The organism is Streptomyces sp. NBC_00354, assembly GCF_036106915.1.
Lineage (GTDB): Bacteria > Actinomycetota > Actinomycetes > Streptomycetales > Streptomycetaceae > Streptomyces.
Window position 1 is genome coordinate 969515 of sequence record NZ_CP107983.1, and the last position, 21408, is coordinate 990922.

General features: G+C 73.8%; 18 protein-coding genes. 9 read left to right on the forward strand and 9 right to left on the reverse strand.

Annotated features, from left to right (window positions below; genetic code table 11):
- Positions 1 to 173 precede the first annotated feature (173 nt).
- The 3 genes from OHT74_RS04635 to OHT74_RS04645 form a co-directional block, all read right to left on the reverse strand.
- Complete coding sequence (locus OHT74_RS04635; protein ID WP_328619435.1) at positions 174 to 1964, reverse strand: ABC transporter permease/substrate binding protein; 1791 nt, start codon at positions 1962 to 1964, stop codon at positions 174 to 176.
- Complete coding sequence (locus OHT74_RS04640; protein WP_266672476.1) at positions 1964 to 3025, reverse strand: quaternary amine ABC transporter ATP-binding protein; 1062 nt, start codon at positions 3023 to 3025, stop codon at positions 1964 to 1966. The genes OHT74_RS04635 and OHT74_RS04640 overlap by 1 nt, the downstream gene beginning before the upstream one ends.
- A 178-nt stretch (positions 3026 to 3203) precedes the next feature.
- The gene (locus tag OHT74_RS04645; protein WP_266660863.1) at positions 3204 to 4124 is read right to left on the reverse strand and encodes a SigB/SigF/SigG family RNA polymerase sigma factor; all 921 of its coding nucleotides are present in this window, start codon (positions 4122 to 4124) and stop codon (positions 3204 to 3206) included.
- Between the two features lie 486 nt (positions 4125 to 4610).
- On the opposite strand from OHT74_RS04645, the gene OHT74_RS04650 reads away from it, so the two are divergent.
- Complete coding sequence (locus OHT74_RS04650; protein WP_328619436.1) at positions 4611 to 6008, forward strand: S8 family peptidase; 1398 nt, start codon at positions 4611 to 4613, stop codon at positions 6006 to 6008.
- A gap of 11 nt (positions 6009 to 6019) precedes the next feature.
- Here OHT74_RS04650 and OHT74_RS04655 read toward each other — a convergent pair whose 3' ends face one another.
- Positions 6020 to 6754, reverse strand: a complete 735-nt coding sequence (locus OHT74_RS04655; protein WP_328619437.1) for a GntR family transcriptional regulator — start codon at positions 6752 to 6754, stop codon at positions 6020 to 6022.
- 162 nt (positions 6755 to 6916) lie between these two features.
- Positions 6917 to 8500, reverse strand: a complete 1584-nt coding sequence (locus tag OHT74_RS04660; protein WP_328619438.1) for an IucA/IucC family protein — start codon at positions 8498 to 8500, stop codon at positions 6917 to 6919.
- A gap of 111 nt (positions 8501 to 8611) precedes the next feature.
- Here OHT74_RS04660 and OHT74_RS04665 point away from each other — a divergent pair, with 111 nt between their 5' ends.
- Positions 8612 to 10159: an IucA/IucC family siderophore biosynthesis protein gene (locus tag OHT74_RS04665; RefSeq protein WP_328619439.1), complete on the forward strand. Its 1548-nt coding sequence runs from the start codon at positions 8612 to 8614 to the stop codon at positions 10157 to 10159.
- An 11-nt stretch (positions 10160 to 10170) separates the two neighbouring features.
- Positions 10171 to 10827 (forward strand): class I SAM-dependent DNA methyltransferase, encoded by a 657-nt coding sequence (locus tag OHT74_RS04670; protein ID WP_266660873.1) that lies wholly within the window; start codon positions 10171 to 10173, stop codon positions 10825 to 10827.
- Here OHT74_RS04670 and OHT74_RS04675 read toward each other — a convergent pair.
- A complete protein-coding gene (locus OHT74_RS04675; RefSeq protein ID WP_328619440.1) occupies positions 10824 to 11960 on the reverse strand; it encodes a hypothetical protein in 1137 nt (378 codons plus the stop codon). The two genes, OHT74_RS04670 and OHT74_RS04675, sit on opposite strands and share 4 nt — an antisense overlap.
- Positions 11961 to 12258: 298 nt before the next feature.
- Between OHT74_RS04675 and OHT74_RS04680 the strand changes: the two genes are divergently transcribed.
- Together OHT74_RS04680 and OHT74_RS04685 are read left to right on the forward strand one after the other, a co-directional pair.
- Positions 12259 to 13779 (forward strand): FAD-binding oxidoreductase, encoded by a 1521-nt coding sequence (locus OHT74_RS04680; RefSeq protein ID WP_328619441.1) that lies wholly within the window; start codon positions 12259 to 12261, stop codon positions 13777 to 13779.
- 172 nt (positions 13780 to 13951) lie between these two features.
- Positions 13952 to 14872 (forward strand): S1 family peptidase, encoded by a 921-nt coding sequence (locus OHT74_RS04685; RefSeq protein ID WP_328619442.1) that lies wholly within the window; start codon positions 13952 to 13954, stop codon positions 14870 to 14872.
- Here the strand turns inward: OHT74_RS04685 and OHT74_RS04690 are convergent.
- The 3 genes from OHT74_RS04690 to OHT74_RS04700 form a co-directional block, all read right to left on the reverse strand.
- Positions 14826 to 15221 (reverse strand): hypothetical protein, encoded by a 396-nt coding sequence (locus OHT74_RS04690; protein ID WP_328619443.1) that lies wholly within the window; start codon positions 15219 to 15221, stop codon positions 14826 to 14828. The genes OHT74_RS04685 and OHT74_RS04690 overlap by 47 nt on opposite strands.
- 65 nt (positions 15222 to 15286) lie before the next feature.
- Positions 15287 to 15823: an HXXEE domain-containing protein gene (locus tag OHT74_RS04695; protein ID WP_328619444.1), complete on the reverse strand. Its 537-nt coding sequence runs from the start codon at positions 15821 to 15823 to the stop codon at positions 15287 to 15289.
- The gene (locus OHT74_RS04700) at positions 15820 to 16767 is read right to left on the reverse strand and encodes an AEC family transporter (protein ID WP_266660885.1); all 948 of its coding nucleotides are present in this window, start codon (positions 16765 to 16767) and stop codon (positions 15820 to 15822) included. Before OHT74_RS04700 ends, OHT74_RS04695 begins: the two co-directional genes overlap by 4 nt.
- Positions 16768 to 16844: 77 nt before the next feature.
- On the opposite strand from OHT74_RS04700, the gene OHT74_RS04705 reads away from it, so the two are divergent.
- From OHT74_RS04705 to OHT74_RS04720, 4 genes are all read left to right on the forward strand, one after another.
- Complete coding sequence (locus OHT74_RS04705) at positions 16845 to 18215, forward strand: sensor histidine kinase (protein WP_443047276.1); 1371 nt, start codon at positions 16845 to 16847, stop codon at positions 18213 to 18215.
- Positions 18212 to 18892: a response regulator gene (locus OHT74_RS04710; protein WP_266660887.1), complete on the forward strand. Its 681-nt coding sequence runs from the start codon at positions 18212 to 18214 to the stop codon at positions 18890 to 18892. The genes OHT74_RS04705 and OHT74_RS04710 overlap by 4 nt, the downstream gene beginning before the upstream one ends.
- A 144-nt stretch (positions 18893 to 19036) precedes the next feature.
- Positions 19037 to 20080, forward strand: coding sequence for an alpha/beta hydrolase (locus OHT74_RS04715; RefSeq protein WP_328619445.1), 1044 nt, complete (start codon positions 19037 to 19039; stop codon positions 20078 to 20080).
- Positions 20077 to 21288, forward strand: a complete 1212-nt coding sequence (locus OHT74_RS04720) for an acyltransferase family protein (RefSeq protein WP_328619446.1) — start codon at positions 20077 to 20079, stop codon at positions 21286 to 21288. The genes OHT74_RS04715 and OHT74_RS04720 overlap by 4 nt, the downstream gene beginning before the upstream one ends.
- Positions 21289 to 21408: the final 120 nt, after the last annotated feature.

The window sequence follows — 21408 nt, forward strand, 5'->3', positions numbered from 1 at the left end:
CCTCCGGGCGCACGGGCCGATCCTCCAGAGTTCCGGCTGGTCAGAGTCGCGTCCCCGGCGGCGTCCGACGAGGCCCGGTGCCCACTCGCCGGGACGGGTGAAGGAGCCGGGGCGCGGAGGGCGTACTCCTCCTCCGCTCCCGCGCGCCCGGCGCCCTCACGGCCTCGCGGCGGTCACGCGGCCTTCGCGATCTCCGGGTGCTCGGTCAGCCAGGCGCGGACCGCCTGCTGCTCCTTGCCCTTGCCGGCTTCCTGGATCTTCGCCTCCAGGCCGGTCAGCTGGGCTTCGGTCAGCTTGAACGAGCGCAGCCAGGTGGCCACTTCCGGCTCGTCCGCCGCGAAGCCCTTCCGGGCCAGGGTGTGGATGCCGTCGCCCTTGCCCCAGGCCCCCTTGGGGTCCTCGAGCTTCTTCAGGTCGTACGAGGCGTACGCCCAGTGCGGCGACCAGAGCACGACCGCCACCGGCTCCTGCTTCTCGTAGGCCCGCTTGAGCTCGGCGAGCATGCCGGGGGTCGATCCGTCGACGACCTCGTACTCGCCGTCGAGGCCGTACTCCTTGAGCAGTTTGCCCTTCAGGATCCCCATCGCGCCCGCGCTGGGCTCGATGCCGACGATCCGGCCCTTGAACTCGCCGCCCTTGCCCTTGAGGTCGGCGAGGGAGGTGACGTCCTTCATGTAGGAGGGGACGGACAGTTCGATGGAGGTCGGTCCGTACCAGGAGCCGAGGTCGTCCAGCCTGTTCCCGTACTTCTCCCAGTACTGGGCCTGCGTGACCGGCAGCCAGGCGTCGGTCTGGAAGTCGACCTGGCCGCCCGCGAGCCCGGTGAACAGGGCGCCGAGCTCCAGCTGCTTCGCCTCCACCTGGAAGCCGCGGCGCTCCAGGAGCTCCTTCCACAGGTAGGTCGAGGCGATGCCCTCGTCCCAGGGGATGTAGCCGATGCTGATCTTGCGGCCCTTGCCGATGCCGCCGGCCCCGGCTGCGGCCGGCTGCCCGGAGCCGCCGAAGGTGTTCAGGCCGCCGGCGACGAGGGCGAGCACCACGGCGCCGGTGACGGCGTAGGCCGGCTGGGGGCGGTGGTTCCACAGCTTGGCGGCGCCGCTCGTGGCGGCCTGCGCCTTGGCGAGCGCGCGCCGGCCGAGCGGGGAGACCTGGCGGCCGAGCGCCCCGGTCATCCGGTCCAGGTACATGGCGAGGATGACGATGGAGATGCCCGCCTCGAAGCCGAGGCCGATGTCGACGTTGCCGATGGCCCGGTAGACGGCGCCGCCGAGCCCGCCGCCGCCGACCATGCCGGCGATGACGACCATGGACAGGCCGAGCATGATGACCTGGTTGATGCCCGCCATGATGGTGGGCAGGGCCAGCGGCAGCTGCACGCGTACGAGGGTGTCGCGCGGGGTGGTCCCGAAGGCGTCGGCGGCCTCGACGAGTTCCGTGTCGACCTGGCGGATGCCGAGCTCGGTCATCCGGACGCCGGGCGGCAGCGAGAAGATGATGGTCGCGATGATGCCGGGCACCACGCCCACCCCGAAGAAGATGATGCCGGGGATCAGGTAGACCATGGCCGGCATGGTCTGCATGAAGTCCAGGACGGGCCGCAGGACGGCGCTGACCCGGTCGGACCGGGAGGCCCAGATCCCGAGCGGGACCGCGAACACGAGTGTGACGAGGGTCGCGACCAGGACCAGGGAGAGCGTGGACATCGCGTCGGCCCACAGGCCGACGGAGTCGACGAGTGCGAAGCCGGCGAAGGCGAGGAGCGCGGCGAGCAGCCCGCGCAGCCACCAGGCGGCGACGGCGAGGATGCCGGCGAACAGCAGCGGGGCGGGTGCGTCGAGCACGGCGTGGATGCCGTCGTACAGGCCGGTGACGAGCATGCTGACGGCGTCGAACAGCCAGGAGAGGTGGCGCTGGAGGAAGTCGACTCCGCTGTCGACCCAGGCGCCGAGGTGCAGGCGGGGCATCAGGCGGCCACCTCCACGCAGGCCATCGGGGGCCGCTGTTCGTCACCTATGAAGGCGATGAGGCGGTCCTGCGGCACGGAGCCGACGAGGGCGCCGTCCGCGTCGGTGACGGCGACGGCGTGCGGGACGCGGGCGCTGACCGCGCACAGGTCGGCGAGCGGGGTGTCCGCGGTGACGCTGGGGCAGCCGCAGGCGCAGCTGCCTGCGACGGGGTCGGTCATCACGGCGTCGGCCGTGAGCACCCGGGAGCGGTCGACGTCCTGGATGAAGGAGGCGACGTAGTCGTCGGCGGGGCGGGTCAGGATGTCCTCGGCGGTGCCCTGCTGGACGATGCGGCCGTCGCGCATGACGGCGATGCCGTCGCCGAGGCGCATGGCCTCGTTGAGGTCGTGCGTGATGAACACGATGGTCTTCCTGAGCCGCTGCTGGAGCTCGAGCAGCTGGTCCTGCATGTCGCGGCGGATCAGCGGGTCCAGCGCGCTGAAGGACTCGTCCATCAGGAGCAGGTCTGCGTCGGTGGCCAGGGCGCGGGCGAGGCCGACGCGCTGCTGCATGCCGCCGGACAGCTCGTCCGGCCAGGACGCCTCCCAGCCCGCGAGCCCGCACAGCTCCAGTGCCTCGGCGGCGCGGCGCTCGCGGTCGGCGCGGGGGACGCCCTGCACCTCCAGCCCGTAGGCGGCGTTCTCGAGCACGCTGCGGTGGGGGAAGAGCGCGAAGTGCTGGAAGACCATGCTGATCTTGGTGGAGCGGACGTGGCGCAGCTCACGCCGGGAGAGCGAGGTGAGGTCCTGGCCGTCGAAGAGGATGCGCCCCTGGGTGGGTTCGAGCAGTCCGTTCAGCATGCGCAGCAGCGTGGACTTGCCGGATCCCGACAGACCCATGATGACGAAGATCTCGCCGGGCTCGACGCGGAATGAGGCGTCGATCACAGCGGCCGTCGTGCCGTCGGCGCGCAGCTCGTCGCGGCCGGCGCCGGCTCGGAGCGCGCGGACCGCGGCAGCGGCGTCGCCGGGTCGCCTTCCGAACACCTTGTAGACGTGCTCGGCCTGGAGCGTGGACACATACACCTCGCGGGTCGTACCGGGAACGGCGCGCGCCCGGCCGGTGGGCCGGGCGCAGCCGTGGAGCGGTACGGGATCCGCCCGCCCCCGCGCCGGCCGTGTCACGGCCGGCGGAAGGGTCCGCTCCGGATCCGCGGGTGCCCAGGGCGTTCGGGGGTAAACGCCGAGGTGATCCACCTCACGCCGGGTCGGGGTCCTCCAGCATGGAGGTGCGCAGGTGCGCGAGGAGGCGGGTCAGCAGGCGCGAGACCTGCATCTGCGAGATGCCGAGCGCGGCGCCGATCTGCGCCTGGGTCAGCTCTTCGCCGAAGCGCATCTGCAGCATGCGGCGCTCGCGGTCGGTGAGCTGTTCCAGCAGCGGCGCGAGGGTCTGGATGTCCTCGACGCGCTCCAGGGCCGGCTCCTCCTCGCCCATGACGTCGGCGAGGGTGTGGCCGTCGGCCGAGCCGTCGCCGCGCTCCGCGTGCGCGGTGTGCGGGGCGTCCAGGGAGCCGCTGGTGTGGCCGTTGGCGGCGACGAGACCCTCTATGACCTCCTCCTCCGAGAGGCTGAGGTGGTCGGCGAGGTCCACGACGGTGGGCGAGCGGTCGAGCGTGGTGGTCAGCTGCTCCTTTGCCTTGGCGATGTCGATGCGCAGCTCCTGGAGCCGGCGCGGGACGCGGACGGCCCAGGACGTGTCGCGGAAGTGGCGCTTGATCTCACCTGTGATGTACGGCATGGCGAGGGTCGCGAACTCGTTCTCGCGGGCCGGGTCGAACCGGTCGATCGCCTTGATCAGGCCGATGGTGCCGACCTGGACGATGTCCTCGATGTCGCCTCCGTCACCCCGGCCGCGGAAGCGGCGGACGGCGTACTGGACGAGTGAGGCGTTCATCTCTATGAGCGCGTTGCGAACGTACTGGTGTTCCGGGGTGCCCTCAGGCAGTTCGTGCAGCCGCCGGAAGAACACCCGTGAGAGCTCCCGGGCATCGGCGGGAGCCACCTCCCTAGGCTCCTCGATCCGCGGCAGGTCCGCGATCCGGGCGGCCTGGATGCCGCGGCGCGGACGGGGAACGACTGTGACGGTTTCGGAAGTGGAGGACGGGGCAAGGGCGGGCATGGGGTTCGCTCCTTGGGCTTGTCGGCTTGCGGCGCGGGACCTTGACTGCCGTAGATGGTGGTCTCTTTCAGCTTATACGTCAAGAATTGCCGGAAATGCGGCCGTCCGTTTACTCGCGCGCGCACGCGAGGCGCATCCGCGTGCGCGCGACCGGCGGGTCGGATTCCAGCTGCGTGCACTCCCTTGTGCGGGGCCCCGGGGCGCCCCAGTCTGAGCGGACGACGCCAGGGGGGATCGAGCCGGATGAGCACGAGATCGCACGGATTACGCGGACCACTCGGAGCACACGGGCGAAGTGGACGAAGTGCACGAAGCGAACCAAGCGGAGTACGGCGGTTCGGATGGCGACGGTGCGGAGCCGTCCTCGCGCTCGCCTCGGCGCTCGCGCTCGGCGCGGACACCGGAGCCTCCGCCGCGAGCCCGCCCGAGGGGACCGTCCGGTACGCCGGCACCCCCGGAGCCGTCGCCCGCAGCTACCTCGTCCTGTTGGACCCGGCCCGCGCCGGCGCCCGTACGACGCAGGGCCGGGAGGTGGTCGCACGCTTCGGCGGCAGGATCCGCCGGACCTACGACGCCGCGCTGAACGGTTACTCCGTCGAACTGTCGGCGCGGCAGGCCCGGCGACTCGCCGCGAACCCCGCCGTCGCCGAGGTCGCGCAGAACCGGAGGCTGCGGCTCGACGCCACGCAGCCGGACCCGCCGTCCTGGGGCGTCGACCGGATCGACCGGCGCAGGCTCCCGCTCGACGGGAGCTATGCGTATCCGGATTCGGCGGGGCAGGACGTGACCGCGTACGTCCTCGACACCGGCGTCAACATCAGCCACGAGGACTTCGGCGGGCGCGCCTCGTACGGATACGACGCCATCGACGACGACTACGAGTCCGAGGACCTGCACGGGCACGGCACGCACGTCGCCGGGACCCTCGTCGGCACGAAGTTCGGCGTCGCGAAGAAGGCGAAGCTCGTGTCCGTCCGGGTGCTCGACTGGTCGGGCCAGGGCACCACGGAGCAGGTGGTCGCCGGGATCGACTGGGTCACCCGCAACGCCGTGAAACCCGCCGTCGCGAACATGAGCCTGGGCGGCGACCCCGACGACGTGCTGGACGCCGCCGTACGGAACTCCATCGCCTCCGGGATCACGTACGCGGTCGCCGCGGGCAACCAGAGCGCCGACGCCTCCACCCACTCCCCCGCCCGGGTGCCCACGGCGCTCACGGTCGGGGCGACCGACGACCGCGACGCGCGCGCCCCGTACTCCAACTACGGCCCTCTCGTGGACCTGTTCGCCCCGGGTGACTCGATCACCTCGGCGGTCTTCTGGGGAGACGACTGGAGCACCGCCATGTCCGGCACCTCGATGGCCTCCCCGCATGTGGCGGGCGCGGCCGCGCTCTACCTCGCCGACCACCGTACGGCGACACCCGCGCAGGTCGCGGGCGCCCTGACCGCGGCGGCCACGACCGCCTCGGTGGTCGACGCCGGACCCGGCTCGCCCGACCGGCTCCTCTACGTGGGGTCGGCGCCGAACCGGGTGCCCGGGCCGCGCTTCGCGAACACCGCGGACTACCCGGTCGAGGACCTGGAGCCGGTCGAATCCCCGGTCACGGTCAGCGGGATCGCCGGGCACGCGCCCGCGCAGCTGGACGTGGAGCTCGACATCAGGCACCCGGACTCCGGCACCCTCCAGGTCGACGTGATCGCGCCCGACGGCACGGTGTACCCGATCAAGGACAGCTACACCGGCTGGGGCAACGCCGACCTCAGAGGGGTGATCGCGATCGACGCCTCGTCGCAGACCGCCAACGGCGTGTGGAAGCTGCGGGTGTACGACGCCTTTGCGGGCTACACCGGCTACATCGACGCATGGGCCCTGCGCTTCTGAGGGGTCCGGTGTCAGGTGACGCGGAAACCGGCCGCCTCGTGGTCCCGGTGGAAGGTCAGCCGGTCCCAGGTGGGAAAGGCGAGGTCGGTGACGGCGAGCAGCCAGCCGGTGCCGTCGTGCAGGGTGCGGCGCACGGTCAGCCCGCAGACCGCGGCGGCGGCCGACGGGTGGCTGCTGCGGGTCATGGTGAGGGTCTCGGCGACCCGGCCCTGCCCGGCGGCCCGCTCGAGCCACCGGTGCAGCGGTCCGAGGTCCTCGTCGCGGACGGCCGAGCGGTCGCGGTAGCGGGCGAGTTCGGGACTCCCGGCGATCGCGCGCGGGCACAGGTAAGTGACGGCGTCCCGGAGCGTCTCCCCCGACGGGCCGCGCTCGCGGCGGTGGTGGACCAGCGTGCGGTCCCCGCCGCGCATGCCGAGCAGCGCGGCGAGCGAGGGCGGCACGGTGACCAGGGTGAGCCGGCTCCGGTCGTGCACGACCACCGTGCGCCCGGCCGCCGCGCCCTCGACGGCGGCCGGCCGGGTGCCGCGCCGCTCGGTGACGATCAGGCCGTCCTCGCGCAGGTGCTGGAGGGCGGCCCGGACGGTCTGCCGGTTGACCTGGTAGCGGGCGGCCAGGGTGCGCTCGGAAGGCAGTCTGCCACCGGGGGTGCGCCCGGCGCGCTCGAGCTCGCGCCGCAGCGCTGCGGCGATCCGCTGATACTTGGGCATGGCGGCGGCCGAGCCGCCGCCCCGCGTAAGGGAGGGCATGGCTTCTCCTCTGACGGGTGGTCAAGGACTGCGCGGTACGCAACCTAGCATTGGTCTATACCTTTGGGTGAGGGGAGCCCCCGATCCCACCGCCACCTTGGCCGGATCCCGCCGCCCCACCGCCCCGTCCGACGCGGTTGACCGCGCAGCGCCTGAAAGCGGCTAAACCCGCAGCGGGTTCGGGAGCGGGATGTAGCGTGCGTCCGCGCCGTCGGCGCGGGTCCAGCGCAGCAGCAGGTTCGTCTTGGCCGGGAGGGCCGGGGCCGAGAGCAGTTCCGCGATCTCCGGAAGGCCGCGTTCGGCGTCGTAGCGCAGGAACTCCTCGCGCGCCGCCGGCCACACCGCGGCGGCCGCGTCCGGGTGCTCCTCGGCGAGGGCCCCCGCCACCTCGGTCAGGTGGTTGACCACCAGGCAGTAGACCAGCCGCTGCCAGGCGGCATCGCGCTCCACGTCCGGCAGGAGCTTGACCCCCTCCGCGTCCCGGAACAGGGCCTGTACCGGCATGCCCTGGGCGTCGACGGCCACGAGGGTGTTCTGCAGGTGCGCCTCCAGTACGACGCCGTGCCGGGCGAACAGGTCGAGCACGGGCGGCACGACATGGCGCAGATACGCCCGCCACCAGCCGACCGGATCGCCCGTCGCGGCCAGCGGGCTGTCCGCGAAGCCCTCGGCGAGCGCGGCGCACGCCAACGGCGTGGCCCCCGGCTCCACTTGCGCGTGCAGACCGTCGCGGACCAGGACGGCGAGTTCCTCGAAGGCGAAGGCCGCCGTCCGGTAGCCGCGGTCGGCGAGCCAGACCGCGTTGGACCCGGAGCTGCGCAGATCGGCGAACCCGGCCTCGACCGCGGCGTCCGTACGGCGCAGCTTCAGCAGGTCGTGCCGCCACAGCCGGCGCACGTCGTTGGTGATCCGGACGTCGAGGCTGAACTTCACGAAGAGGTCCCGCTCCCGGTTCCCCTCGCCGGGTACGTACAGGGTCCGGATCGAGGCGGTCGGCCAGGCCGGGAGCCGCCCCGGGCCGAGCCGCAGCAGCCGCCCGTCGGCGAAGGCCTCGCGTACGGCCGCCGAGCAGCCCACCAGCTCCAGCTGCCACGGATGCGCGGGCAGCAGCCGGTACCCGGCCGGCGGGCGCGGGCCGTCGAGCAGCCCGGCCAGCGAGTCGATCGCACCGGCCGCGGCCGGCCCGCCCTCCTCGGCCACCTGGTCCTCGCGCAGCCCCAGGAAGACCAGCGGGAACCGGGCGTACGCCTCCGGCGCGTACGGCAGCCAGCTCGCGGCGGGCGCGCCGCCCCGGGCCTTGGGGGCGGGGTGGTACGGGTGTCCCATGACCAGGGACTGCTCGGAGAGCACGTACGGGTCCTGCGGGGGCGCCGTTGCGGCGCGGGCGGCCAGCAGCGCGGCGACGGCCTCGCGGCTGTCGGCGATCTCGACCGGGAGCTCGTCGTTCGCCGCGCCCGCGTACCGGTGCAGCTCGTCGGCGGTCAGTTTGACCAGCTCGGTGTGGCTGAGCGGCTGCCAGCCCTGCGCCGTGCGCAGTTCGGGGCGTACCGGCCGGCGCCCGCCCCGCACCCGCAGCAGCCGCCCGCTGCCGCGCAGCCGGTGGACGCGCCCCGCGTGGGCATCATCCGTCGTGACTGCGAACTCCTCGGCGGGATCGGCGGCTTCCCGCAGCAGGCAGTTCAGCAGAGGGGTGCCGGCGTACGCGTCGGCGGCGGCGTTGAGGTCCACGGATTCCATTCGGTCCATCCAATGCGCCGGGAGTTCGCGGGGCGTACCACCGGCCGTGATCTTCAGTATCCGCGATGATGAAGTGATCATCACGTCACCCGTGAGAGGAACAGGGCCCTGGACTCCAGCATGTACCTTCCCGCCTCCCCCGCCGAAGAGGCCGTGTCCGCCGAACTGGCCGAGGTGCGCCCTGCGCTCGTTGCCGCCTACGGCGCCGCGCTCGCCGGCGCCCGGGCCGCCGTACTGACCCGGCTGTGGCGGGCGCTGGCCTTCGAACCGCTGCCATGGGTGGAACGCCGGGAGCGCGGGCCCGGCGGGCTGACGCTCCTGCTGTCCGGGGGCAGACGGCTGGAGGGCCCGTTGCCGGACCCGTACGCGACCGACCCGTACGTGTCCGAGGTGCTGCTCGACGGCACCCCGTACCGGCAGGCCGGGCGGCTGGTGGCGGCGCTGGGGGTGCCGCACGGGGACGCCTTCGCCGCCGAGCTGGACGACAGCTCGGCCTCGCTCGCGCTGTCCCGGGCCGGACGGCCGGCGACGGAGCAGGCGGCCCCGCAGGCCTGCTGGGAGTGGGAGCAGCGGGTGGTCGACGGGCATCCGTACCACCCCAACTGCCGCTCCCGGCCCGGGTTCTCGGTGGCCGAGCAGCTGGCGTACGCGCCGGAGCACCGGCCGGTGGTCGAGCTCGGGCTGGTGGCCGTACGGGCCGAGGAATGCCTGGTCACGGGTGCTTGGCCGGCCGAGCTGCGGGAGGGCCGCCGGCTCCTGCTGCCGGTGCACCCGTGGCAGGCGGAACACGTCCTGAAACAGACGGGCCGGGGGCCGGGGGCGCTGCGCCCCGGCTTCGCGGCGCATCCTCTGATGGCCCTGCGCACCCTCGCCCCGGTGGCGGGCGGTGCACACGTCAAGACGGCGTTGAGCACCCGGCTGACCTCCTCCGTACGGGACATCTCGGAATACTCCATCGAGACGGCGGCCGCGGTGTCCGCGTTCGCGCAGGCCCTGTCCGAGCGGCTCGACGGCCGGCTGCACATCACCCGGACCCTCGGCGCCGCGACCGCGCACAGCCCGGACCTGGCCGCGGTGCTCCGCGAGCCCCCCGAGGTGTACGCGGATGCCGCGGCGGGCGAGTGGGTCGCGCCGGTGGCGGCCCTGGCCCTGTCGCCGTTCGCGCGCTCGGCGTCCTGGCGGGCCGAGTTCGCCCGGCTCGCGCTCTCGGTGTGCCTGCGGGTACTCGATCTCGGGGTGGCGCTGGAGGCCCACGGCCAGAACCTCCTCGTCGTCCTGTCCCCGGCCGGGGCCCCGCTGCGGCTGGTCTACCGCGATCTCGCCGACATCCGGATCAGCCCGGAGCGGCTCGTCCGGCACGGTCTGCCGGTGCCGCCGCTGTCGGGCCGGCTGATCACCGACGACGTGACCCTGCTGCGGCGCAAACTGTTCGGTTCCCTGCTGACCGGGACCCTGGGGGCCACGACGGGCTCGGCGGCGGCCTTCGCCGAGGCGCTGGCCCAGGCCGCCGGCCTCCCGGCCACCGCCGACACCGAGGCCCTGCTGACCGCGCCGCTGCCGACCAAGGCCCTGACGCTGATGCGGCTGAGCCCCGGAATCCCGGGCGACCAGTGGGCGGAGCTCGACAATCCGCTGGCCGGGGCCGACGAGCGGGGTCGGGCGGTCTAGTGTCACAGGGCATGAAGGAGACTTCGGACCTGAACTCCGTACGGGCGTCCTACGACGCCGTAGCCGTCGACTACGCCCGGCTCCTCGGCGCGGAGCTGGCCAGGAAGCCGCTGGACCGGGCCATGCTGGCCGCCTTCGCCGAGTGCGTGCGCGGCGAGGAGGGCGGCGCGGCGCGAGCGGTCGCGGACCTGGGCTGCGGTCCGGGACGGGTGACGGCCCATCTGGACGGGCTCGGCGTACGGACGTTCGGCGTCGACCTCTCCCCGGCGATGGTGGCGGTGGCCCGGCGGTCGTATCCGGGCCTGCGCTTCGAGGTGGGCTCGATGGCGGCGCTGGACGTGGCCGACGGGGTGCTCGGCGGAGTCCTGGCCTGGTACTCGACGGTGCACACCCCGCCGGGGGAACTTCCCTCGCTGTTCGCGGAGTTCGCCCGGGTGCTCGCGCCGGGCGGCCACCTGCTGATCGCCTTCAAGGCGGGCGACGAGAAGATCCGGCTGGAGCACGCGTACGGGCACCCCGTTGAGCTGGACGTGTACTGGACCCCGCCGGAGCTGATCGCCGGCCTGCTCGCCGGGGCGGGCCTGGAGGAGGTGGCCCGCCTGGTCCGGCAGCCCGCGGACCACGAGAAATCCCCCCAGGCCTTCCTCCTGGCCCGTAAGCATGCTTAAGGGCTGCCCTCCAGCACCTCCAGCCGCTGCTGGGTGAGCCGCAGGAGCCGCGGTTCGAGGCTCGGCAGGGCGCGCAGCAGGCGGACGAGTTCGGGGCCTGCGTCGCGGGCCTCCGCCTGGTCCTTGAGCTGGGTCCAGCAGTACAGGGCGCCCGCCGCGGCCGCCAGGACCTCGGGGGCGTCCGGCGGCTGGTGCTCCAGGCGGGTGCGCCCGGCGTTGATCCAGAGCTGGGTCGCCGAGCGGTAGTTTCCGGCCATCCGGGCGAGGTCGGCCCGGATCTCGGCCCAGTGGGTGGCCTCGGGCGAGGTGTACCCGTGGGTCTGCAGGACGTGCTGCTCCCAGGCCTGGGCGAGGGTGGCGGCCTCCTGGTGCCGGCCGCCGGAGGCGAGGGCGTGGATGTGCGGCCGCGGGTCGGGGACCTCATCCTGCGGCACCTGCTGGGCGGCGGCGGACACGCTGAGCTCGCGCGTCGCCGGCAGGACGAGGGTGCCGGGCGGCAGGGCGGCGGCTCCGACGGCGAACGCGTGCAGCTGGAGGTTGGCGGGGCGGGTGGGGCTGCGGCGAAGCTGGTCGATCCAGTGGTGGGTGTACGAGCTCACGCGGTCCGCTCCGCCGACGAAGGCGGGCGGGACGACGACCCCGTACACATCGGCGGTGGGCGGGGCGGGCAGGCTCCCGTACTCCTGGAGCACCGGCCAGGCGGACTTGTCTGCGACGAGGTCGAGCACCACCGCGGTCGGCCCGGCGGACCGGGCCCCGAGCTCGGTGCCCAGCCAGTCCCAAGGCAGCGCCGCGTAGCGGACGGTGGAGGCCGTGGTCCCCGCCAGCGCGAGGTGGAGGCGGTGCCCGCGGCGGTCGAGGGTGAGCCGCCCCGACAGGTAGACCAGCAGCGGCCCCGGCGTCGCGGCGGCGGTGCGCAGCCGCATCAGCACGGTGTTCGGATCCCGGGCGCCGTCGAGGTACGTGGTGTCACTGGGGACGTGGCTGTTCAGCAACGCGGAGGCGGGCAGCACTCCGAGCGCGGCCAGATTCGCACTGGGCGCGACCTGAACGGCCCGCCGCCGTACGGCGGCGTCGCCCGCTATGAGAAGAACATGCCCCCGCTGCTGCCTGCCGGCTCCGTCGATCTGCATGGGCCGACCGTACTCACCTCACGAGCCCCTTGCAGCCGCGGGTGTCCAACCATTCCCTTACGGACCTCCCTCGGCCCGCTCGAGATTCACGGCCGCGCAGCCGCACGCGAGGATCCGCGGGGCGGGCGGCGCAGCTTCGCCGACCGGGCCGTGAAGCGCAAGTGCGCCTGCACGAGCGCGCGCACGCTGGTACGGGCGGCTGTCGGCGGGCGGAGGGCCGTGGGCCGTTCGGGGGGCAACGTGGCCGCCGTGGGCCCGCCTTCGCTGCGATCGGGCCGGGCGGTGGCAGGAAGGAGGGATGAGCCTCCATCGCCGCCAGTTGCTGGGCAGCGCGCCCGCAGCCGTGCTGGCCGCCTTCGCCGTCACGGCGGCACCGGCCCGCGGCCCCGACTGGGCGGCGCTCGCCCACGGGATCGACGGGCGGGTGGTGCTGCCGGGCGACCCCGACTACCCCGAGGCCCGGCAGCTGTTCCAGCCCCGGTACGACACGGTCGCTCCGGGCGCGGTGGCCTACCCCGCGCACGCCGCCGACGTGGCCGTCTGCCTGGACTTCGCCCGCCGGTCCGCCGTCCCCGTCGTGCCGCGCGGCGGCGGCCACAGCTACGCCGGCTGGTCCACCTGCGCCGGCGGGCTCGTCGTCGACGTCGGCGCCATGGCCGGGCTGACCGTCGACGGGGCGGAAGGTGTGCGGATCGGCGCCGGGGCCCGGCTCGGCGACGTCAACCGGCACCTCGCCGCGCAGCGCCTCGGCATCCCGACCGGGCTGTGCCCCACCGTCGGGATCGCGGGGCTCACCCTGGGCGGCGGGCTGGGCCTGGCCTCCCGGGCGTACGGGACCACCTCCGACGCCCTCACCGGCGCCACCGTGGTCACCCCCGACGGCATCGTGCGCGAGGTCGACGCCACCCATGACCCGGGGCTGTTCTGGGCCCTGCGCGGCGGCGGGGGCGGCAACTTCGGCGTGGTCACCGAGTTCCGCTTCCGCACTCATCCGGCCACCGACTGCGCCTACGCCGAACTCCACTGGGCCGAAGCCGATTCCGCCGCCGTACTGCGCGCCTGGCAGCGCTGGCTGGCAGCCCTGCCCGACCCCTTCTGGAGCCAGGTCGAGTTCCTCGTCGAGGGGACTCCGGCTCCGGCCCCCGCCGTACGCGTCCTGTGCTTCGGCGGGCGCGCCGAGCTCGACCGGGAGCTGACCCGCCTGTCCGACCTGGTCGGCAGACCGCTCCGGGACAGCTGGATCGCCGTACGCACGTACGAGGAGACGCTGCGGGCCATGTCGGGCTGCCAGGACCGGAGCGCCGCCCAGTGCCATCTGCCGGGCACCCTGCCCGGCCGGACCCCCGAGGGACGGATCGGCCGGGACTCGTACGGCGGGCGCTGCGACTTCTGGGGCGGCGCCGGGCTGCCCGACGCGGGCATCGCCGCAGTGCTGGCCGCCGTACGCCGCTACGGGCAGTCCGTGCCGGCCGGCGGGCTCGGGGTCGTGCAGTTCAGCGGCGAATGCGGCGGGGCGGTGAACCGGACGGCGGCGGCCGACACCGCGTTCGTGCACCGGGACTGCGCCTTCCTGACCCAGTACCTCGCCTACCGGCCCGCGTCCGCGACGCCCGCGCAGGTGGCCGCGCACCAGGGCTGGCTCGACGGGCTGTGGCAGGACCTGCGCCCCTGGGCGAGCGGGCGCGCGTACCAGAACTACATCGACCCGAAACTGCCCTCCTGGCGCGAGGCCTACTACGGGCCGAACCTCGCCCGCCTCGAGGAGGTCCGGCGCACCTACGACCCGGACCGGCTGTTCCGCTTCCCGCAGGCCATCTAGTGCTGTGGCCGGAAAGGTTCACCGTGTCACGGCGCCCGGCACGGCACCTCGCCGCGTTGTCGGACCGCGACGGTACGTCCAGTACGAGTCGCGGCCCTCCGCCCTGCGATGCACCGCACCGGACACCGCGACCCGGCAAACCTTTCCGGCCACAGCACTAGAGGAGCTCGACATGCGACGTACGTTGACCGTGGCGGCGGCGACGGCAGCCCTGCTGCTGCCCGCCGGGCCGCTGCCGGTGGCCGAGGCCGGGAGCGCCCTGCCGTCGCCCGGCAGGTGGTCCGCCCGCGAGGCGGAGACGTTCTGGACGGCCGACCGGATGGCGGCCGCGGCCCCCATGACCCTGGCGTCGGCGGCTCCGGCCACCGACCCCGGCACCGGGCAGGACTTCGACGGGATCCCGGTCGTCGGCCGGATGTTCGTGATGAAGGACGGCGGCGCGTACTTCTGCACCGCGAGCGTGGTCGCCTCCCCCGGCCGCAACCTGGTGCTGAGCGCGGCCCACTGCCTGCTCGGCACCGACGCCCGCCAGGTGGCCTTCGTACCGCTGTACACGGCGGACAACCCGCAGCCGTACGGGATGTTCCCGGTGCAGCGCGCCGCCGACGGGCGTTCGAAGGTGTGGATCGACCCGCGCTACAAGAGCCTGGGCGCCGACAAGGGGGCCACCCTCGACGTGGCCTTCGCGCAGGTCGGGCCGGATGCGGACGGGTTCCCCGTGGAGGACGTGGTCGGCGGGAACCGCCTGGTCACCGGCGCCGGTTACGAGCACGCGAAGGTGTCGCTGATCGGCTATCCGGCATCGGCCGCACGCCCGCGGCTGTGCGTGAACAGTACGACCAAGTTCACGAGCAAGGATGCGGGCATCCCCGGATCGTTCCTGCGCATCGACTGCACCGGGTACCCCGGCGGGACCAGCGGCGGCCCCTTCCTGAAGAACTACGACAAGGTGACCGAGACCGGGGACGTCGTCGGGGTCATCGGCGGCTGGAAGACGGGCGGGGACACCGCCGACACCTCGTACAGCTCCTACTTCGGCCCGGAGATCAAGAAGTTGTACGAGCAGGCGGTTGCCGGGGCAAAGGCGGCGTGAGCACCCGCACCCGGCGGGTGCGCCGCGGGTTCCCCACCGTGCGCGGGGTCGCCGGGAGCCCGTCGGCGGTCAGCTGGTCGGAGGGCGGGAGCCCGAGCCGGCGCCGCAGGTCGGCGAGGGCGGCGTGCACCGGCGCCAGGATGACCTCGGCGCGTGGATGGGCGTACGCGAGTGCGTGCGCGGTGGTCTCGATGGTCTCGGCGGCGTCCTCCGCCGCCGTACGGCTCCACCCGCCGGGCTCGGCGGAGCTCCAGGGGGCGACGGCGTCGTAGAGGTGGCAGGCGGCATCGGCCGCGGCGTCGGCCCGTTCACCGACGCCCGGCGCCGCGATGGTCGGCAGCAGCTCCATGCCGGGTCAACGACCGAAGCCCCCGCGGGGAACGACCGGCCGCCCGCCGGTTCACAGCTCGCGGGTCACCCGAGGCGCCGGGCCACGGCGTGCGCCCCCGCGGTGGCCGCCGCGGCCAGGGCCAGTCCCTGAACCGCGTCGCGCGCCCGCGCGGGCCGCAGCACCCCGGCGCGCCGCAGCCGGCCCCGCGCCCAGAGGGTGAAGGGGACCACCACGAGCGGCGAGGTGGCTGCGCCCGGGGTGTAGCCGCGGGTGGCGGCCGCCTGCGCGAGGTGGACGAGGCCGTGCAGGCCGAAGCCGTTCAGGCTCGTCTGGTAGAAGGCGGACCGGCCACCGGTGCGGTACCCGTCCGCGGCCGCCGCGGCCACCACGAGGCCCATGACCCCGACGGCGCGCGCGAACTCCCGGCCGTCCGTGCTGCCCAGCCGGTCCCAGATCCGGTCGGGGACCCGGGGGTGGCGCTCGCGCAGTACGGGGACCCGGGTACGGGACCAACGCCCCATCGTCGCCACCTCCTCCAGGTCGTGCACGGCCCAGGCGGCCAGGAGCCCGAAGCCCGTGACGGCGGCGGTGGCGGTGGCGGTTCGCGTCGGTGCAGTCATGAGGCCACAGTCTGCAGCCAGACCGGGAGCAGCAGCAGGGAAACCACCGAACTCTTGATCACCAGCGAGGCGGAGAGGTCCACGCCGACGTCGTACCGCTGGGCGAAGACGAAGAGGTTCTGCGGGGTCGGCATCGCGGCGATCAGGACGAGGTACGTCAGCCACTCGCCCCGTACGCCGAACAGCAGCCCGCAGACCGCCCAGGCCAGCAGCGGGAAGCCGAGGCACTTGAAGGCGATGAGGGCCAGTTCCTCACGGCCGGTGCCCCGGATGTCCAGCCCGAGGCCGCCGAGGTGGAGCCCGAGGGCGAACAGGGCGATCGGCGAGGCGCTGTCGCCGACGAAGGCGGCCCCGTCCAGGACCACCTTCGGGACGTGCACCGAGAGCAGGTTGAGCACGATCCCGGCATTGCAGGCCAGCACCAGCGGGGTCGAGAGCGAGGCGCCGACGGCCCGGACGAGCCGCTGCCCCGGACCGCCCGAGGCCGGGCCGGCGCGGCCCAGCTCCATGATGGAGATGACGACGAGGGACAGCACGCAGACCTGGAACAGCAGGACGGGGAAGATCGGCGCGGCCGTCCCGAAGAGGGTGATGAACACCGGGACGGCGAAGTAGGCCGTGTTCACCTGGACTCCGGCCATCACGCGCAGCGCCACGTCGCGGGGCTCCCGTACGCCGTGGGCGCCCGAGGCGAAGGCGATGGCGAGCACCGCGAGGGCGGCAGCCGCGGCGTAGGCGCCGATGGCCCGCCAGTTGAAGAGGGCGCCGAGGTCGCTGGCGTAGATGTTGCCGAAGAGGTAGCACGGGACGGCGAAGAGGAAGGCGTAGTCGGCGAAGGCCTTGGAGGCCTCGGCCGGGACGGTCTTGCGGCGGGCGAGCAGTACGCCGCCGCCGAAGGCCAGCAGTACCGGCACGAGCTTCTCGAGTGCGGCTGCCGTGCCCATGCGTACCGGCTCCCCCTGTGATCGACCGCGAGCAGCCTACCCGTGCCCGCCCGGACAGCCCCTAGGCTGGTCCGATCATGAGCGATCGCGACGAAGCCCGTCCCCGTACGCCGGCCCCCGCGAAGGCGGCCCGGGCGCCGATGCGGTTCACAGTGGTGCTGCGCACGCCCGCCCGGGCGGCAGAACCCCTGTTCGCGCAGGCGCCGAAGGCCTGGCAGCGGATGCTGCCGTACGCCGTCGTCGGCGTCTTCGTGGTGTCGCTGCTGCCGGTGACCATCGCCGTGCTGACCGACGACTACAAGGCGGGCGGTGGCTGGGCGGGGGCGCTGGGCGTGGCCCAGACCGTGCCGCTGCTGCTGGCCGTGACCCGGCCGGTGCCCGCGTGGGTCCTGGTCCTGCTCGCGGACACGGTCGGGGCGATGGTGCTGGCCTCCGCCGACAACGTGGCCGGGCACGCCTGGCCGTGGACCCCGATGAGCATCGTCGGCTACCTGCTGCTGATGGTCTGCCTGGGGCTGCGCGAGTCCATCCGGACGCTGGTCGGGGTGTGGCTGGTGACGGGCGCCGTCGGGGTGGCGCTGGGGTTCTACGACCTCGAGGTGACCACGACGGCCGCCCTTCTCTTCGTGCTGAGCGGAGCCTTCCTCGCCGTGACCGGGGCGCTGCGCGGGATCGGCGACGCCCAGCAGCGGATCGCCGAGCAGGAGAGCATCAGCGAGGCCGAGCGGGCCCGGCGGACCCTGCTCGAGGAGCGGGCGCGGATCGCCCGCGAGCTGCACGACGTGGTCGCGCACCACATGTCGGTGATCACCGTGCAGGCGGATTCCGCGCCGTACCGGCTGCCCGGCATGCCGGAGCCGGTGCAGGAGGAGTTCGCGGCGATCGCGGCGAGTGCGCGCGAGTCGCTGGGCGAGATGCGGCGGCTGCTGACGGTGCTGCGCAGTGACCGGGCGAACGGCGGGAACGGCGGCAACGGGACGTCCGGCGGCGGGGGCGTACTGGCCCCGCAGCCGGGGATCGGCAGGATCCAGCAGCTGGTGGAGGCGACCGTACGGGCCGGGCAGCCGGTGGAGTTGTCGCTCGCCGCCGGGGCGGCGCAGGCGGCGCCGCCTGCCGTGGATCTGTCGGCGTACCGGATCGTGCAGGAGGCCCTGGCGAACGTGGTGCGGCACGCGCCGGGGGCCGAGACCCGGGTGTCGGTGACGCACGACGCCGAGGAGGTCCTCGTGCTCGTGGTGAACGGCCCGGCGGCCCGGGATGCCGTGGTGGTACTGGAGAGTTCGGGCACCGGGCACGGTCTGGTCGGCATGCAGGAACGCGTACGGTTGACGGGCGGGACGCTGGACACCGGTCCGCTGCCCGACGGCGGTTTCCGGGTTGCGGCCCGCCTGCCCCTGAACGACCCGACGGACGACCCGACGAACGACCCGACCAAGGACGCCAGTTGACCATCCGTGTGATCATCGTCGACGACCAGGCCATGGTACGGGCGGGGTTCGCCGCTTTGCTGTCGGCGCAGGCCGACATCGACGTGGTGGGCGAGGCCCCCGACGGGCGGCAGGGGGTACAGGTCTCCCGCACCGTGCATCCCGACGTGGTGCTGATGGACGTACGCATGCCGGAGATGGACGGGCTCACGGCCGCCCGGGAGCTGCTCAGCCCGCCGCCGGGGGTCGTCCACCGGCCGAAAGTGCTGATGCTGACCACCTTCGACATCGACGACTACGTGTACGAGGCGCTGCGCGCGGGCGCCTCCGGGTTCCTGCTGAAGGACGCGCCGCCGGCCGATCTGATCGCGGCGGTGCGGGTGGTCGCGTCGGGCGAGGCGCTGCTGGCGCCCTCGGTGACGCGGCGGCTGATCGCGGACTTCGTCCAGCAGCGGCCGGCCCCGCGCAAGGACCCGGCGCTGCGGCTGAACGGGCTGACCCCGCGGGAGACCGAGGTACTGGAGCTCATCGCGCGCGGACTGTCGAACCAGGAGATCGCCGGGCACCTGGTGCTGGCGGAGCAGACGGTGAAGACGCACATCGGGCGAGTGCTGGCCAAGCTGGACCTGCGGGACCGGGCGCAGGCCGTGATCTTCGCGTACGAGGCGGGGCTGGTCCGGCCGGGCGACTCCGACTGACGCCTGCCCGTCTGCCCCGGCCTGGCGCGGCGCATCTCCTCCACCCCCTACCGGGGTATGACATCCGACTTGGCTCCACGGTCCGACGCCCGGCCTGACACCTCCTTCCTACTTTCTCCTCGTCACGAGGAGAGGAGAAGGGGCATGCGCCGCTTCGGAAGGACCCTGGTCACGGCCGCACTGGCCGTGGCCGTGGTCGGGGGGACCGCGGGATGGGCCTCCGGCGACAGCCAGCACGCGGTCACCGGACCGCCGCCCGGCACCGCCGCCTGGCGGGCCGACACCGCGTCCGGCCGCTCGCTCCCCGATCCCGCGAGCGCCTCGCCGCAGGACGTGGCCCGGTTCTTCGCCGGGCTGGACGACGCCGAGCGCCGGGAGCTCGTACGGCACCACCCGCTGGTGGTCGGCAACCTCGACGGCGCCCCGGTCACCCTCAGGTACGAGGCCAACCGGCTGGCCGTCCTCGCGACCGGCGAGGCGCGCTACGCCTCGCTCGCCTCGCAGGGGCGGCAGATCCTCGCGTTCGACCCGCGCGGGCGCGGCCAGGTCGTCGAGGTCTTCGGGGATCTGGAGCGGGCCGCGCACGTATCGGTGATCGTGCCGGGTTCCGACAGTGACGCCACCACGTACGACGCGAGGCGCGCGCCGAACACCGGTCCGGCCGGGATGGCCCGGTCGCTGCACGCCGCGGCAGGCGAGAGCACCGCGGTGGTGGCATGGACCGGCTACACCACCCCCGTCGGGGTCGGCCTGGACGCGGCCTCCGGGCGGCTCGCGAAGGCGGGCGCGGACCGGCTGGCCCGGTTCACGGCAGGGCTCGACGCGGTCGGTGCGCCCGACCCGGTGCTGTTCTGCCACAGCTACGGCTCGGTGGTGGGGGGCCTTGCCGCCCGGCACACGGACGCCACCGACATCGTCGTGTTCGGCTCCCCGGGCATGCGCGCCGACAACGCGGCCGGCCTGCACACCGGGGCACGCGTCTGGGCGGCCCGGGGGCCCTCCGACTGGATCGCCGACGTGCCGAACGTGCAGCTCGCCGGGATCGGCCACGGCGCCGATCCGGCCTCCGCCGCCTTCGGCGCCCGCAAGGTGCCCGCCGCCGACGTACAGGGCCACACCGGCTATCTCGTACCCGGCACCCAGTCCCTGGCGGCCTTCGCCGCGATCGCGAGGGGAGAGGCCCGATGAGCACCCTGACCCTGCTCAAGGGGACGGCCGACCGGATCGAGCGGCAGACGCCCGCCCACCGCGACCGGGCCGTCGACGGGCTGCGCGCCCTCGCCCTGCTTGCCGTGCCGACCGGGCACTGGCTGCTCGGCGGATTCACCCTCGACGCGGAGGGCGCCCTGCACAATGCCAGCCCGCTGTCCGCGTTCGGCGCTCTCGCGCCGGCCGGCTGGGTGCTCCAGATGCTGGGCATCTTCTTCCTGGTCGGCGGCTATGCATCGGCGCTCTCCTACCACCGCCGCACGGGGTCCGCCGGGGCCTGGCTGAAGGGCCGGATCGCCCGGCTGGGGCGGCCGGTGCTCGGGGTCACGGCGGCGTGGGCGCTGGCCGCGCCGGTGCTGTACGCGGCGGGGGTGCCGGAGGCAACGCTGCGGACGGGGGCCACCCTGGTGATCCAGCCGCTGTGGTTCGTCGGGGTGTACGTGGTGGTCACCGCGCTGACCCCGTACTGCGTACGGGCGGCCCACCGGCTCGGCGGCTGGGCGGCGGCCCCGCTGCTCGCCTCGGTCGCGGTGGTGGACTTCCTGCGCTACGGGCCGCTCGCCGACTCCGTGCCCTCCTGGCTGGCCGTGGTGAACATCCTGCCGGGCTGGCTGTTCGCGTACCAGCTCGGCGTCTCCTGGGGTGAAGGGCGGATCGGGCGGCGCGGGGCCTGGCTGCTGCTGGCGGGCGGGACCGTGCTGTTCGCGGCGCTGCTGACGCTGTTCCACTACCCGGCGTCGATGGTCGGCGTACCGGGCGAGGCGCGGACCAACTCGCACCCGCCGTCGCTGCTGGTGCTGGCCCTGGCCGCGGCGCAGTCGGGGGCGGCGATGCTGCTGCGGGGCCGGCTGGCGAAGCTGCTCGCCCGGCCGGCTCTGTGGGCGCCCGTGGTCGTGATCAACCTGTGCGCGATGACGATCCTGTGCTGGCACCAGACGGCCATGCTGGCTGCGGCCGTGCCCGGTTCCTTCGTGGGGGAGCTGGCGGGTCTGACGACGGCGCCGGACAGCCTGGGGTGGATCGCGGCGCGGGTGGCGTGGATACCGGTGTTCGCGGCGCTGCTGGTGGGCATCGCCCGCTACGCGCGCCGGTTCGAGGAGCCGTGGAAGCGGGCCACGGTGGTCCGGCGGACGCTCACGGGACTGCTGGCGGCCGGGTTCGCGGTGTTCGCGCTGGGCCTGGCCTGACACTCGGGCGCGGGGCTGTGTGAGTACGGGGAAGTACCAAGACCGTTGCCGTCCGTCAAGCCACGTGATGCAGGGGCATGACTCGACGCGAGGGCGGGGCCTTACTGGACATGGGCTCAC